Here is a 13,842-nt window from a genome sequence, read left to right on the forward strand (position 1 = left end):
TCCTTCGTTAAGCGGTTGGGCCGCTGAGTACAATGTAAAAAATAATCAAGCCGCCCACGATCATAAACAGGTAGGCAAACACGGCGGTAACGGCTGAAAAAATGCCCTTTAATTTAAATCTGCTTAAATAGATGAGACCAATAGCAAGGAATAAGGAGATGATTCCAGCAAAGGATATGTACATATTCAGCATGGATTCAGACATAAATGGCCCTCCTTTGGTGTACATTCGACTTTTGACATTATACCATATCCTGTTCGTAAACGGATACATAAAAAAACCGGGGTGCTCCCACCCCGGGTGACTAAACAATTCCCTGACCAGCTCATGTGTAATGATTGCTGCGTGATATCTTATGCATACGATGGAAAGACCGCCTCCTCAGGCGCCCACCAGTTCGCAATTATTTCAAGAATTTACCTAACGTATTCATATCCAGAGGCATATTCTGACTAATAACGGCTTCAACGATTTTGTCTTCCTTCTGCTTGGATATGTTTTTGCCGGCGACCGCTGACAACTGCCGGACCAGCCCCCGCACCGTTTTTTCGTCCGAAAAGTCTGCGTGCTGGACCTTATCAGCGACCTTGAATACATCCTGAGCATCGATGTTTGCTTTTTTCTTCAGGTGATCAAAAATACTCTTTTGAAAATCACTCATGAACAATTGACCTCCTCGTGCATTAGGTTCTGTGTAGTATATGCACAGAGGTCATGATGTGTCAGTCTTTCAACTGCTGGTCAAGGATATTTGTCAAATCCTCCATTTCATGCCTGCGGATCCGTGTCATTAATTGATCCACGACATCACGCGGACCCTTGTTCTCAAACAAAATCTGGTAGATTCCTGTGGTGATGGGCATGTCGACATTCTGATCGGAGGCAAGTTGATAGGCCGCCTTGGCTGTGCGAACCCCTTCCACAACCATCCCCATATCTTCAAGCACCTGTTCAAGTCCGCTGCCCTGACCAAGCTTATACCCGGCACGCCAGTTTCTACTGTGTGAACTTGTACATGTAACAATCAGGTCACCGATTCCAGTCAAGCCTGAAAACGTCAGGGGATTCGCTCCCATGGATGTACCCAGACGTGCGATTTCAGCAAGGCCTCTCGTGATAAGCGCCGCCTTGGCATTATCTCCATAACCCAGACCATCGGAAATCCCCGCTCCTAAGGCAATGATGTTCTTCAAGGCTCCACCAAGCTCCACCCCGACAAGATCCGGGGAGGTATATACACGGAAATTATGGTTGATAAAGATATCCTGCACTTTTTCGGCCACGGTTAGATCGGCAGCCGATACCGTTACCGTCGTCGGCTGCCGGCGGCTGACTTCCTCTGCATGACTCGGCCCTGACAACACAACAATATCTTCATAACTTTCTTTTGGAATTTCTTCAGCTATGATTTCAGATACCCGTTTGTAAGTTCCGGGTTCAATCCCTTTCGCTGCGTGAGTGAGGATGACTTTATCCTGTAGAAGATCCTTCAGCTGGGTGCAGACCTCCCTTATGGCTTTCGTCGGAACAGCCAATAGGATATGGCCGGCCCCTCGAACGGCTTCAGCCATTTCATGTGTGGCCTGGAGCTGTTCAGGAAGTGCTACACCTTCCAGGTATTTTTCGTTTGTATGTGTGCGGCTGATCTCTTCAGCCAGACTTTTCCGATGTGCCCACAAATGGACATCATGGCCATTATCAGCGAGAACGAGAGCCAGGGCCGTCCCCCAGCTTCCCGCACCTAAAACCGCTATCTTTTCCACAGTATCGACTCCCTTCCTACAGCTTAACTCCGTTTTCTTGCAAAGATTTTAATAGGAGTTCCTTCAAATCCAAATGCTTCCCGGATCCGATTTTCCAGGAATCGTTCGTACGTGAAGTGCATAAGTTCAGGTTCATTCACAAAAACCACAAAGCTTGGTGGTTTCACGGATACCTGGGCAGCATAGAAGATTTTCAGCTTCTGTCCTTTAATGGAAGGAGAAGGATTCATAGCCAGAGCATCCATGATGACTTCATTCAACACGTTGGTCTGCACCCGTTTGGCATGATTTTCGCTGACTTCCAACACTCTTGGAAGCAGGGTATGAATGCGTTTTTTCGTCTTGGCAGACAGATAGACAATCGGTGCATAATCAAGGAATCGGAAGTTATCCCGGACTTTATCTTCGAATTCCTTCATCGTTTTTTCATCAGTATCCAGCGTGTCCCATTTATTCACGACAATAACGACCGCCTTACCGGCTTCATGGGCATATCCGGCAATTTTCTTATCCTGTTCCTGGATCCCGGTATCTGCATCAATCAACGTTAAAACAACGTCGGAACGCTCAATCGCTTTCAATGCACGGAGAATGCTGTATTTCTCTGTAGATTCATACACTTTTCCTCGCTTACGCATTCCCGCGGTATCGATGATGACATAGTCACGACCGTCTTTCGTAAATGGTGAATCAACCGCATCCCTTGTCGTTCCGGCTATATCGCTGACAATCACACGCTCTTGACCGAGCAGGCTGTTTACAAGCGAAGATTTTCCGACATTCGGTCGTCCAATCAAGCTGAACCGGATGGTATCATCATCGATTTCCTCCTCGATCCGTTCAGGGAAGTGTTTAACCACTTCATCAAGCAGATCCCCAAGGCCCAGGCCATGTGTGCCGGAAATCGGGAAAGGTTCACCGAATCCCAGGGAATAAAACTCGTAGATATTCTCCCTCATCTGCGGGTTATCCACTTTATTTACAGCCAGTACGACAGGCTTATTGGATTTGAAGAGCAGTTTTGCCACCTCTTCATCGGCTCCGGTAATGCCGTCACGGCCATTGACCATGAAAACGATGACATCCGCTTCATCTATAGCCACCTGTGCCTGAGCACGCATCTGCACAAGAAGAGGCTCGTCCCCGATTTCAATGCCACCTGTATCAATGACATTAAAGGTGGAGGTGAGCCATTCGGCTTCTGCATAAATCCGGTCTCTGGTTACCCCCGGCGTGTCTTCTACAATAGATATTCTTTCTCCAACCAGCCGGTTGAATATTGTTGATTTACCGACATTCGGTCTTCCTACGATTGCAATTACTGATTTTCTCATGAAAGGATCATCCTTTCTTCATTCTATTTTCATTATTTCATGTTTCAACAGCAGTGAAAAGCAAAAAAAGACTGCTCCCCTACGGCTTGATGGTTTCCGCCCATCACCCGAAGAACAGCAGCAAGCCATTAACTTTTTTATCTTAGCAGACTTTAGGAAAAGAAACAATTCTTTCTTCAACGTTCAGTGCTTGACAATAATATAGAGCTGGTCACTCAACCGGTGGGCGATTCCATCTAAGATGGCTTCCAAATTAGCGGCCACCGCCTCCATCTCCTCTTTTGTTTCACACTTGAAAACAGCAGCACTTCCCTGGACTTTATTATCCAGTGTCGTAATGGAGGCAAGGATCGCTTTTTCCATTTTCATTTGCTATCACCCACTCCGTTTCCCTGGTTTTTGTATCGCATTTTCCAGCACCGGTACATTGGCTATGACTTCTCTGGCACGGGCGGGATCCTTCTCCTGGGGGAGGATGAATACACCGATCCGTCCATCATTCAAGTCACGCTTAATGAGTGGCACAAGAGCCGGAGTCCCGGAATCACGGAAGACCCCGAGCGTTACAGACACATCATGAAGAATTGCCTGCCGCTGGCCGAGGTTGGCAATCGTAGAACGGATATTAAAAGATTTAGGCGTCAGGATAAACCCCATCCCATACCTCAGAATTTCATCCTGCCGTTCAGGGAGACCAATATTCATAATATAAATGTTATCTACGTAAAGACCAGCCCCATCGAACGTGAGCTCCCTCTGTTCAATCGTTACGATATCGCCCAGTTTAGAGCCACTCATTAAGATGGAGGACAATACAAAACAGGCCGCTGCCGCCCCGAGAGCGGCCCACATATTCACTGCAAGGTAGCAGAGCGTTACGATGAAAGATGTAAAGATCACCAGATAATTCCGGCTTTCAAAGGCTACAGCAATCCCTTCGATATACGTGTTCCCACGAGGTACGAGTTCATAGCTGTCCATTTCAGCCAGTGTATTTCTCTCCATGTTCCGCACCTCTCTGAACTGGGACGCAGCCAGCGTCAGAAAAGTAACAGCTGTGAATTCCTTTTCCATAATAGATGGAATGGCAATGGTCCCGAGAGCAGCGGCAATAAACCCCAAAGACAAATGGATGATCTTTCCATGCAGATAGGTCGGATACTGACGGTAATCCGTCCGCATCATAAACACCCTCAAAACGGTTCCTGCGATAATCCCAAACAAAATGGGATATGTATATTCATTCATGCATATGCGTCTCCCTTATGTTTACTTTTTCCTGCTCCTGCATTATTTTTCTTCAATGCACGTAAACCATGCACAAAAAGAAGAAATAACAACCCTTTCAGAACAAAAACAAGCATCGGCTGGGCCGTTACCACCCCTTCCTTCCCATAGAAACGGAGGACAACATAGGTGAGGGTCATACCTGAGCCGTTGATCAACAACCAGAGACCAGCCATTCCTCTCAAATCAGTCACAATCATCCTCAAAAGCAGGACCACGACAAACCCTATCGAAAATCCAGGCAGGTGCATCCAAACCGGATGAATGATGATAAAAAGGCTGGCGGACGCATAACCAATGCTTAAGAAAAACAACCATAAATAAACCACCAGCGGCCTTTTGTGAAAAGATATGAGATATAGACCAAATAGGATAAGAAGGGCGAGGTGGGCATAAAGGTAGGCGGATGGGGAAATGATACTCCAGCTGTATGTACACATAAGGATGAAAAGAAAGAACAGCAAGGCTGTTCTTGTTCGGGTGTGTTTCATAAAAAACCAGGCACAGATGACAAGCACCCAGGCATACCAGTAAACCGCCATACTTTCCAACTCCTTCACTGTCATTATGGAAGGTTTTGGACAGCTTTAAACATGGAGCACATAAAAAAAGACCTATGACTTCACTGTCATAGGTCTTTCCCGCGGGTAAGCCCGCGGTCATCTGCTTTTTTCAAGGATGGAACAGGTTTAAGATATACGGACAGACTTCTGATACAGGAAGTATACCTTATAGAAAGCTTTTTCAAGATAAGTCTTCGTTCCCATCACCTCTAACAAAAGAGGATTGATAAAAACACGGCTGCCGTCATAATTCCGGCAGCCCGAGAGATTACCAGCGGCCATTCGTTATCCTCTGCTCCTGCCACGCTTTTGTTTCTCCTGTCAGAACAAAAGGCTTATCAGGAAGTTCTTCAGGGCTGGAGGCGTTTAAAAGCATCATAGCCATCTTCAATTCCTGGTGGATATGATGGATTTCATCGATTAAAGCTTCCCTGCCTTCCTCTAGAAGAACTTTTAACAAAGAACCAGCCATCCCGAATCCGCAGGCTCCAAGAACCATAGCTTTCGCCCCATCCAGTCCGTGTCTGATGCCTCCTGAAGCGAATATGTGCATGTTCTGGCTGCTGCGCGCCTCAAGAATAGAGGCTGGTGTAGGTATCCCCCAGTTATTAAAGGAAGAAAAAGGCTTTTCCCTCCGGAGGTTTTCCACTCGTGAAAAGTTGGTTCCCCCCCGGCCGCCGACATCTATGTAACGCACGCCGATATCGTATAGCGTTTGTGCCGTTTCCACCGACATGCCGTAGCCGACTTCCTTGACGACCACAGGGAGATCCATCCCGTGTGCGATTTTCTGGATGTTCGTCATCCGGGCAGTAAAGTCCCTGTCCCCTTCCGGCATGATTAATTCCTGCAGGGTATTGATGTGGATCTGCAGCGCATTCGCGTCAATCATACTGGCAGCTTCTTCCGCCTGCTGCAATGATGCCTCACTGCCCACATTGGCGAATACCACCCCATCCGGGTTCATTTCTCTTACGACTTCATAGGTTGATCGTTCTTCCGGTCTTTTGATTGCAGACATCTGGGAGCCGACAGCCATTCCTATACCGGTTTCCCTTGCTGCAATAGCAAGATCGCGATTGATTTCTCTTGTCTTTTCTCCGCCTCCACCGGTCATGGCATTAACAAAAAGAGGGGAACTTAATTTAAGTTCCCCCGCTTCTGCCGTTAACGTGATTTGATTGAAATCCAAACGGGCCAGGCTTTGATGAACGATTTTCATATCATCAAAATGGTTATAAGGCGCCCGTTCATGACCTAAAGCATGGCGGATATGATCAATTTTTCTTTTTGATCTACTCATATCCATCACCACGTACGATTTATTTTTTGTATTTATCCAGCTTGTCACCAATCATATCGCTTAGAGAAAAGCCGGAATTGTCTTCTTCTCTTTCATATTGTTCAATATCCGCGCGCGTTTCATCACGCTCCAGTTCTTTCATGCTTAGAGACAGGCGTTTCGCCCCTTCATCCACATCCAGAACTTTCACTTGAACAGTCTGGCCTTCTTCGAGCACCTCATCCGGCGTCCCGATATGGCGGTTGGAAATTTGAGAGATATGCACAAGACCTTCGACTCCAGGGAAAACTTCCACAAAAGCACCGAAGCTTACAAGGCGGCGTACCGTACCTTCAAGAGTTTCTCCGGAGTTCACCTTATTCTGGATATCGTGCCAAGGTCCCGGCTGTGTAGCTTTGAGGGAAAGAGAAATTCTTTCATTGTCGCGGTCAACAGAAAGCACTTTAACCTTCACGGACTGGCCTTCTTCAACCACATCTGCCGCTTTCTCCACATGCTGGTGGGAAAGCTGGGAGATATGTACAAGACCGTCAATACCTCCGAGGTTTACAAACGCGCCAAAGTCAGTAAGGCGCTGTACTGTACCTTCGATGACCTGTCCTTCCTCAAGGGATTGAAGAACTTCCTGCTTCTTGGCTGATTCCTCTTCTTCCACGACCGCACGGTGAGAAAGAATGACACGGTTCTGCTCCCGATCAAGCTCAACCACTTTAAGAGAAAGTGTTTTCCCTTTGTAGTCTTCAAAATCTTCCACATAATACGTTTCAACGAGAGAAGCTGGAATAAATCCACGAAGACCGATATCTACAACAAGACCGCCTTTTACAACGTCCTTGACTTCTGCTTCGAAGATTTCTCCACTTTCGAATTTAGCCTCAAGATCCTGCCACGCCTTATCGGCGTCTACAGCGCGCTTGGAAAGTACGATTTCATCGTCTTCCACTTTTTTCACCTGCAGGGTCAGTTCGTCCCCTTCATTAACTGCGTCTGATGCTTTTTCAACATGAAGGCTGGATAATTCACTGATGGGTACAATCCCCTCGACTTTATATCCAACATCTACAAGGACTTGTTTTTCTTCGATTTTCACGACCTTACCAGTCACGATGTCCCCTGCAGAGAATTCTTTCATTCCTGATACTTCCTGATTCATTTCATCCATACCAAGCTACCTCCTTCAATTTCCGACACAACCTAATAATACAGAAATGCCCTTTTGTCTAACTTCTAATATTTAGAGCATTTTGTCAAGTGATTACGCCATATCATTCATGAATTTTATGCAATTGTCTGATTTCTTCCATGATCCGGTCTGTTACGACCTGGGCCGACGCTTTCTGTTCACGGTATTCCGACATGTCTATCGGTTCTCCATAAACGACCTTCAGACGCTTAAACTTTTGATAAGGTCCGATGATAGCACACGGAACGATCGCAGCTTCAGATCGAAGGGCGAAGAACCCGGCACCGGCAAGTCCCTGACCGATTTCCCCGCTCTTCTGTCTTGTCCCTTCAGGGAACAGCCCAAGGGCGTGACCTTCTTTAAGAATATCCAGACCCTTGCGGAGAGCATTTCTGTCTCTCATCCCGCGTTTAATTGGGAACGCGTGGACTTTTTTCAATATTCCCCCAATCAAAGGGTTTTTAAACAACTCTTCTTTGGCGAGGAAGTAAATATTCCGGCTGCTGGTAATTCCAACCACAGGCGGGTCTACATTCGAAATATGATTGGAACAGATAATAACCGGTCCATCTGCCGGAATATTTTCCTTCCCTACAACCTTAATCCGGTACAGGGGATAGAAAATGACACTGCAGAGCAGCTTACCAATTTTATAGAGGCTCATCGTTATTCCCCCTTTGGACTTTTCTGTTTCACGATTTCCAGGATACGGCCGACGACTTCTTCAATGTTCATCGATGTGGTATCCACTTCAACGGCGTCATCCGCTTTGAGGAGCGGGGATACAGCACGGTTGGAATCCAGCTCATCACGGCGGCGGATTTCTTCTTTTAATTCCTCAAGGTTTGAGGGATATCCTTTTTCCACATTTTCCTTATGGCGGCGCTCCGCTCTTTCGTCGACAGATGCGATCATGAAGATTTTCACTTCCGCATCCGGCAGCACATGGGTTCCGATATCACGACCGTCCATCACAACACCTTTGTCCTTAACCAATTCCTGCTGACGGCGTACCATTTCCTCCCGCACTTTCCTGTGTTTTGCTGTAATAGATACCTGGTTGGTCACTTCTGCCGTGCGGATGCGCTCAGATACATCACTCTTATCTACGAGGACACGCTGGCCCTCATCCGACTGGACAAGGTTCAAATCCGTTCTGTTTAAAAGGGAAAAAAGAGCGTCCTCATCCTCAAGCGAGACATTTTCCTCGATGGCTTTCCATGTCAGAGCACGGTACATAGCTCCTGTATCCACGTAGATAAATGAAAGTTTTTCTGCGACTTTTTTTGCTACTGTACTCTTTCCGGCAGCCGCTGGACCGTCAATTGCAATCGTGATTGTGTTCATCATACGTTCTATTTCCTCCATCTGTCCTGACTACAGGGTGGAAACCGATCCTACCCTTGTAATGACTACTTTTACCATTGTTCAGAATAACACAATCCCAGGGAGAAAATCTATTTAAAAAGCTAATTCAGCGCTTTAGCCCGCCACTTCATCTGTTGTTCAAAGCAGTAGCGGATGATCTGCTGGCGGTCTCTTTCCTCTATATCCGTAAACTCTACCGATATACGGGCCGTTTGGCTGGAAGTAGCCGGGACCACCCGGACAACCGAACCTGCTGCCAAGAGATAAAAATAATCTCCGGCATTCATAGGAAGCACAATGGTGAAGTCCATCCCATCCCCTTGTTGAATGTCATGATGCGGAGGCTTCGTAAACATCATCCCCCCACCACTGATGTCACTGGTTACGGTCGTGAAGGAATAATCAGAAGAGCGCGCGGCTACATCCACGGCTGCATCCACCCGCACGTAACGGCGCCGTTGAATACGCACAAGATCATTCACCCCCGGAAAAGAAAGGACAATGACCGGTATGTTTTTGATTTTCCGCGTCAACACTTCTGTTTTAAACCAGTACACGCAATCATCTTCTCCCACAAAACTCGCATGAAACAGCGTCCCTTCATAAAAGAAACCTGTTTTTCCTGTTTCCGTATGGATGGGATAATCAATGTATATCCGCTCCTGTTCAATATCCACGAGTCTGCACCTGTACTTATCGGGCACATCTTTTGAATGTCCGTCCGGAACCTCCAAGATGACGGATGTTCCTATAGGAAAAATCTCCATTTAAAACCCTCCCTTGACATGAATCAGTTAAGGGAATTATCTCATTATAAAGAAGAAAAAGGAAGAATATAGGCACAAAGTTTTAAGAAAAAAGACACCCTCCTGTTGGAAAGTGTCTTTTTCCTATTAAATTTCCTGATTGAATTTCATTTCTGCTTTCTTCAACGTTTCGACCTTTTCTTCTTCTCCTGTGGATGCATTTATGAATATACGGTAGGTTGTATTTTCCATCGTAGTTAGAAATTCATAACACAGCACCTGTTCCTTCAAATCATTTTCAATCACAGACAAATGATGTTCCTGGACATCCACGTTCGGATTCACTTTGGAGCGTGCTTCTTCCAGTGTAATTTCCGGCTCATTCAAATCCTGGTCCTTATGATAATCGTAATAATCTCTGGCCGACAGCCCCAGGACCTCGCCATTATCCAAGGCAACTTTAACAACGACGGCATCCGGGAAAAAGCGGACATCGTTTTTCGTATAAAGGAAGCGGAAGACACCCATTTTGTCATACTGGTTGCTTTCTACAAGTTCAAGATTGTCAATATCCAATCCGCTGACAAACTCCTTGGCCTTCTCAGAAGCCTCATACAGACTTATTTCAGGATCATTGACGTCCCGGCTGATCATCATAGTCAACGGGTGTCCACCTTTTTCAGTAAGGTCGATATACCCGTTTTTATCTCCTTCCTGGAAGGAGGCTGTATAAGTAGGAACATCTGCTCCTTTTCCTGATTTCGTCAGCGTAAGCTTCTCGGTATCCACTTTTTCAAGCCATTGGGAAGCTGTTTTCTTCGCTTCTTCCTTGGTCAGGTTTTCTCCTTGAAGATTGCGGTAATTTTTCTCAGGCCCGGAACTTCCAAACCCGACCTCTGTAACAGAGCTTTCAAAGCTGTCCATCGATTTTTCAACTGTTTTAAAACCATTGACAATCGTATTATCACCGGCTTCATCATTCGTGGCCAGCGCCAGCTCCACATCCATCCAGCGAAGGTTGTCACTCAACACTACATTCTGCACTTTCCTCAGTTCGCTTTCAATCTCCCCTGACTTTTCGTGCAGTTCTTCCAGCAGTTTAACCTCTTCATCACTCAGCGGTTTTTTCTCCAAGTCCCTCACCGCTGTGCGGTAGGCAAAATCACCAACGTCGTAGAGAAATTCTTCTGTCTTGCTAAACGGAAGCAGCGTCAGGGGCAGCTGCCCGACATCCGAATTAGCTTCAGAAGAAATTTTCCATATGTCCGCGAGCTGCGGGGAAAGACTCTGCTTGGAATTCATAGCCAGGCTGGAGCCGATCTTGTCATGAAGGAGATCGATGTTAAACGTAAGGTCATGAAAAGCGCGTTGATAACTGTTTTCCGCTTGAATAAGAACCGCATTTTTATCCTGATTCTCCTGATACCCCCATACGCCAAGACCGACAGCGGCAATACTTAAGACAACAATAAAAGACCACCTGATCATACTCGCACCTCCTATTTACAAAAGATATGTTTTCCAATCTGCTTGATTTGAGGTCTTGTCCAAATCCAGTCTGAAGTGGCGGTATTTGGATTAAAGTAGTACAACGCCTGTCCGGATGGATCCCATCCATTGATGGCATCCATGACCGCCTCCTTGGCCTGATCGTTCGGCTCGAGCCAGATCTGACCGTCTGCCACGGCTGTGAATGCCCGAGGTTCAAATATGACCCCCGATGCTGTATTCGGGAACGAAGCACTCTGAACTCTGTTCAATATGACAGCCGCAACAGCCACCTGACCTACATAAGGTTCCCCCCTGGCCTCGCCATAGACGGCATTCGCCATAAGCTGAATATCATTTTGTGAATATCCGCTCGGAACGTTGACAGCTGTCGGCTCATCCGGCTGTCCCCCGCCCTGGTCCCCTCCCTGGCTTTCCGGCTGTTTTGAAGATGGAGGAGATTGACCGGAAGGCTGCTTCGTCTGCTGGCTTTTTGGAACGCCGCCATAATGGGTGAAGTCTTTGCCTTCCTGGATCTGTTTTTTCACATATCCTTCATCGTAATTACTGGCTTTGACAAGCTTATCCTTCACTTCCTGACCGGCCAGGCCATCGATGTCCAATCCAAATTCATACTGGAAATTCCGAAGCCCCCAATAAGTCCCCCAGCCGAACACACCATCAATATCGCCATTATAAAAGCCGAGATACTGAAGCCTTGCCTGCAGTTCAATGACATCATCGCCTGTTGCCCCCTGCTGGATGACCTGACTGGAAAATCCATGAACCGGTTTGCTCCATGTGCCATCTGCTATTGGGAATATCAGCAGGACCAGACCTGCAGTAACGACCATTGTTTTCTTCCATAACATCCACCATACACCCCTGACGCAATAATTTAGTTATGGAAGTAGTTTTTTACTTACGCCCGACTTTATACATTCCCGTCATCTGTACTCGATGAAATGGATTTCTGTAAAAACGCCTGCAGGTAATTTTTTGATTGAAAAACAGGTGAATGGCAGTAAAAAAACACCCTCATCAGGGTGTCTCTTGATTTCTATGATAGATGGATTCATGATGATCGTTGGCGAGTCTGATTTTTCGAATTCCGACTATCCATAAACCGACCATAAACGGGGTGATCCAATACGCCCACGTATCCGTCTGAATCGTGATGATGTAATCATAAATCGTATGTAATACAACAGGGATGATAAGCGCACAGGCCAGAGACTTTCGGATATGGACCGTTGTAAACTTCGCCTTACCCATATAATACCCCATGATGATGCCGAACAGGGCATGGGAAGAAACAGGAAAGACCGCCCGGAGCATCGCAATTTCAATCCCTTTATTAAAAAGGAAAAGAACATTTTCGATCGTCGCGAACCCGAGACTGACCGCTCCACCGTAAATGATGCCATCATAGTGGTGATCGAAATGAGAATGTCTGTAGGCGACAAATAATAGAAAAAACCATTTGAAAAATTCCTCCAGGAGACCTGCAAGGAAGAAGGATACAAATAACTGGTTTGTAATGACCTGTTCCGTCTCAAAGGCATACTGGATAAACATGATGGGAAAAACCATAATGACGCCGATAACAAACATCCGTATAATAAGAGGGAGAGGCTCAAGTTCTATACGCTTGCTTAAGTATATGAATGTCATGATGGCCACAGCAGGTGATATGGCAGCGGTCAATATGGCCAAGGTAATCAACCCTCTCTCTTTCTTTCAACTAAGATTCATCGTATCATGAAGAATAAAGAAAAGGAACTATCGATATAGAAAGTTGGTGGATGATTCATGAAGCGCATTTTAATCATACATACAGGTGGAACCATCTCAATGAAAGAAGATAAGGAAACCGGTGAAGTCAATACCTCCTCCCGCCATCCGCTGGAGGAAATCACAACAGTTCTTCAAGGACAGGTGGAAATTGAGGATGATATTCTATTCTATCTTCCTTCCCCGCACATCCGTCCCGACCATATGTTGAAACTCGGCCGCTATATCCATGAAAAAATGGCCAGACGAAATTATGATGGCGTCGTAATCACTCACGGAACAGACACATTGGAGGAGACAGCCTACTTCCTGGATTTGTTCTTACAAACAAGAAAACCCGTCGTCGTAACAGGAGCGATGCGTTCAAGTAATGAAATAGGAGCGGACGGGCTCTACAACCTGCTAAGTGCCATAAAGGTGGCGAGCTGTGATGAAGCCCAGGACAAAGGTGTGCTCGTCGTTATGAATGACGAAATCCACACAGCCAAAAATGTAACGAAGACGAGCACAAGCAATGTTGCGACTTTCCAGAGCCCTCAATACGGGCCTATCGGAATTACGACAAAATCAGATGTCTTTTTCCACCATAAGATGACCCGGCATGACTCCTATCCGATCCAAAACATAGGCAAACGTGTGTCTTTGATTAAAGCATACGCAGGGATGGACGGCGATTTAATCGATGCGGTACGCGAAAGCCGTGTGGACGGGCTGATCATTGAAGCACTCGGACAGGGTAACCTCCCTCCTGAAACGATGGAAGCACTGGAAAGAACAATTAAGGAAGGCATTCCCGTTGTCCTTGTTTCCCGCTGCTATCAGGGAATCGTCCAGGACACTTACGGCTATCCCGGAGGCGGACGACAGCTTAGAAATATGGGCATCATCTTCGCAAACGGCCTGACAGGTCCAAAAGCCCGCATCAAGTTAATGGTGGCTCTGGAGATGACGGCGAATATGACAGAACTCGAGCATATGTTCAGCTGAAAAAAAACGTTCAGGCGGGTGCCTG

The 13,842-nt window shown here is 46.5% G+C and carries 16 protein-coding genes; 1 reads left to right on the forward strand and 15 read right to left on the reverse strand.

All coding sequences use genetic code 11. The features are described 5' to 3' along the window. Positions 1–7: 7 nt before the first annotated feature. From ACXAD6_RS09705 to prsW, 15 genes are all read right to left on the reverse strand, one after another. Complete coding sequence (locus tag ACXAD6_RS09705) at positions 8–205, reverse strand: DUF2768 domain-containing protein (protein WP_027954426.1); 198 nt, start codon at positions 203–205, stop codon at positions 8–10. A gap of 199 nt (positions 206–404) precedes the next feature. Next, positions 405–662: a stage VI sporulation protein F gene (locus ACXAD6_RS09710; protein ID WP_027954427.1), complete on the reverse strand. Its 258-nt coding sequence runs from the start codon at positions 660–662 to the stop codon at positions 405–407. A gap of 61 nt (positions 663–723) precedes the next feature. Continuing rightward, complete coding sequence (locus ACXAD6_RS09715; protein WP_474968695.1) at positions 724–1,764, reverse strand: NAD(P)H-dependent glycerol-3-phosphate dehydrogenase; 1,041 nt, start codon at positions 1,762–1,764, stop codon at positions 724–726. A gap of 23 nt (positions 1,765–1,787) precedes the next feature. Continuing rightward, entirely contained in the window at positions 1,788–3,098 is a 1,311-nt protein-coding gene (gene der / locus ACXAD6_RS09720) for a ribosome biogenesis GTPase Der (RefSeq protein ID WP_474968696.1), read from the reverse strand. A gap of 183 nt (positions 3,099–3,281) precedes the next feature. After that, the gene (locus tag ACXAD6_RS09725; RefSeq protein WP_027954430.1) at positions 3,282–3,467 is read right to left on the reverse strand and encodes a capping complex subunit for YIEGIA; all 186 of its coding nucleotides are present in this window, start codon (positions 3,465–3,467) and stop codon (positions 3,282–3,284) included. 6 nt (positions 3,468–3,473) lie between these two features. Beyond that, on the reverse strand, positions 3,474–4,346 hold the full coding sequence (locus ACXAD6_RS09730; RefSeq protein ID WP_474968697.1) for a YIEGIA family protein: 873 nt from the start codon (positions 4,344–4,346) through the stop codon (positions 3,474–3,476). After that, positions 4,343–4,927: a YphA family membrane protein gene (locus tag ACXAD6_RS09735; RefSeq protein WP_474968698.1), complete on the reverse strand. Its 585-nt coding sequence runs from the start codon at positions 4,925–4,927 to the stop codon at positions 4,343–4,345. The genes ACXAD6_RS09730 and ACXAD6_RS09735 overlap by 4 nt, the downstream gene beginning before the upstream one ends. A gap of 289 nt (positions 4,928–5,216) precedes the next feature. Beyond that, positions 5,217–6,251, reverse strand: a complete 1,035-nt coding sequence (fni, locus tag ACXAD6_RS09740; protein ID WP_474968699.1) for a type 2 isopentenyl-diphosphate Delta-isomerase — start codon at positions 6,249–6,251, stop codon at positions 5,217–5,219. 19 nt (positions 6,252–6,270) lie between these two features. After that, the gene (gene rpsA / locus ACXAD6_RS09745) at positions 6,271–7,413 is read right to left on the reverse strand and encodes a 30S ribosomal protein S1 (protein WP_027954434.1); all 1,143 of its coding nucleotides are present in this window, start codon (positions 7,411–7,413) and stop codon (positions 6,271–6,273) included. 103 nt (positions 7,414–7,516) lie between these two features. Then, entirely contained in the window at positions 7,517–8,098 is a 582-nt protein-coding gene (locus ACXAD6_RS09750) for a lysophospholipid acyltransferase family protein (RefSeq protein ID WP_474968700.1), read from the reverse strand. Between the two features lie 2 nt (positions 8,099–8,100). Next, complete coding sequence (gene cmk, locus ACXAD6_RS09755; protein WP_474968701.1) at positions 8,101–8,784, reverse strand: (d)CMP kinase; 684 nt, start codon at positions 8,782–8,784, stop codon at positions 8,101–8,103. 119 nt (positions 8,785–8,903) lie between these two features. Further along, entirely contained in the window at positions 8,904–9,569 is a 666-nt protein-coding gene (locus tag ACXAD6_RS09760) for a flagellar brake protein (protein ID WP_474968702.1), read from the reverse strand. A gap of 126 nt (positions 9,570–9,695) precedes the next feature. Further along, entirely contained in the window at positions 9,696–11,036 is a 1,341-nt protein-coding gene (gene ypeB / locus ACXAD6_RS09765) for a germination protein YpeB (RefSeq protein WP_474968703.1), read from the reverse strand. An 11-nt stretch (positions 11,037–11,047) separates the two neighbouring features. Continuing rightward, positions 11,048–11,908, reverse strand: coding sequence for a spore cortex-lytic enzyme (gene sleB, locus ACXAD6_RS09770; RefSeq protein WP_474968704.1), 861 nt, complete (start codon positions 11,906–11,908; stop codon positions 11,048–11,050). Between the two features lie 169 nt (positions 11,909–12,077). After that, the gene (gene prsW, locus ACXAD6_RS09775) at positions 12,078–12,761 is read right to left on the reverse strand and encodes a glutamic-type intramembrane protease PrsW (RefSeq protein ID WP_474968705.1); all 684 of its coding nucleotides are present in this window, start codon (positions 12,759–12,761) and stop codon (positions 12,078–12,080) included. 87 nt (positions 12,762–12,848) lie between these two features. On the opposite strand from prsW, the gene ACXAD6_RS09780 reads away from it, so the two are divergent. Next, complete coding sequence (locus tag ACXAD6_RS09780; protein WP_474968706.1) at positions 12,849–13,817, forward strand: asparaginase; 969 nt, start codon at positions 12,849–12,851, stop codon at positions 13,815–13,817. Positions 13,818–13,842: the final 25 nt, after the last annotated feature.

This window comes from Halobacillus sp. ABH2_015 (genome assembly GCF_056158945.1).

Excerpts from the sequence above, each read along its gene's own strand:
- ACXAD6_RS09705 (WP_027954426.1), bottom strand. The coding sequence starts at position 205 with ATGTCTGAATCCATGCTGAATATGTACATATCCTTTGCTGGAATCATC.
- ACXAD6_RS09710 (WP_027954427.1), bottom strand. The coding sequence starts at position 662 with ATGAGTGATTTTCAAAAGAGTATTTTTGATCACCTGAAGAAAAAAGCA.
- der (WP_474968696.1), bottom strand. The coding sequence starts at position 3,098 with ATGAGAAAATCAGTAATTGCAATCGTAGGAAGACCGAATGTCGGTAAA.
- ACXAD6_RS09725 (WP_027954430.1), bottom strand. The coding sequence starts at position 3,467 with ATGAAAATGGAAAAAGCGATCCTTGCCTCCATTACGACACTGGATAAT.
- ACXAD6_RS09730 (WP_474968697.1), bottom strand. The coding sequence starts at position 4,346 with ATGAATGAATATACATATCCCATTTTGTTTGGGATTATCGCAGGAACC.
- ACXAD6_RS09735 (WP_474968698.1), bottom strand. The coding sequence starts at position 4,927 with ATGGCGGTTTACTGGTATGCCTGGGTGCTTGTCATCTGTGCCTGGTTT.
- fni (WP_474968699.1), bottom strand. The coding sequence starts at position 6,251 with ATGAGTAGATCAAAAAGAAAAATTGATCATATCCGCCATGCTTTAGGT.
- rpsA (WP_027954434.1), bottom strand. The coding sequence starts at position 7,413 with ATGGATGAAATGAATCAGGAAGTATCAGGAATGAAAGAATTCTCTGCA.
- ACXAD6_RS09750 (WP_474968700.1), bottom strand. The coding sequence starts at position 8,098 with ATGAGCCTCTATAAAATTGGTAAGCTGCTCTGCAGTGTCATTTTCTAT.
- cmk (WP_474968701.1), bottom strand. The coding sequence starts at position 8,784 with ATGATGAACACAATCACGATTGCAATTGACGGTCCAGCGGCTGCCGGA.
- ACXAD6_RS09760 (WP_474968702.1), bottom strand. The coding sequence starts at position 9,569 with ATGGAGATTTTTCCTATAGGAACATCCGTCATCTTGGAGGTTCCGGAC.
- ypeB (WP_474968703.1), bottom strand. The coding sequence starts at position 11,036 with ATGATCAGGTGGTCTTTTATTGTTGTCTTAAGTATTGCCGCTGTCGGT.
- sleB (WP_474968704.1), bottom strand. The coding sequence starts at position 11,908 with ATGTTATGGAAGAAAACAATGGTCGTTACTGCAGGTCTGGTCCTGCTG.
- ACXAD6_RS09780 (WP_474968706.1), top strand. The coding sequence starts at position 12,849 with ATGAAGCGCATTTTAATCATACATACAGGTGGAACCATCTCAATGAAA.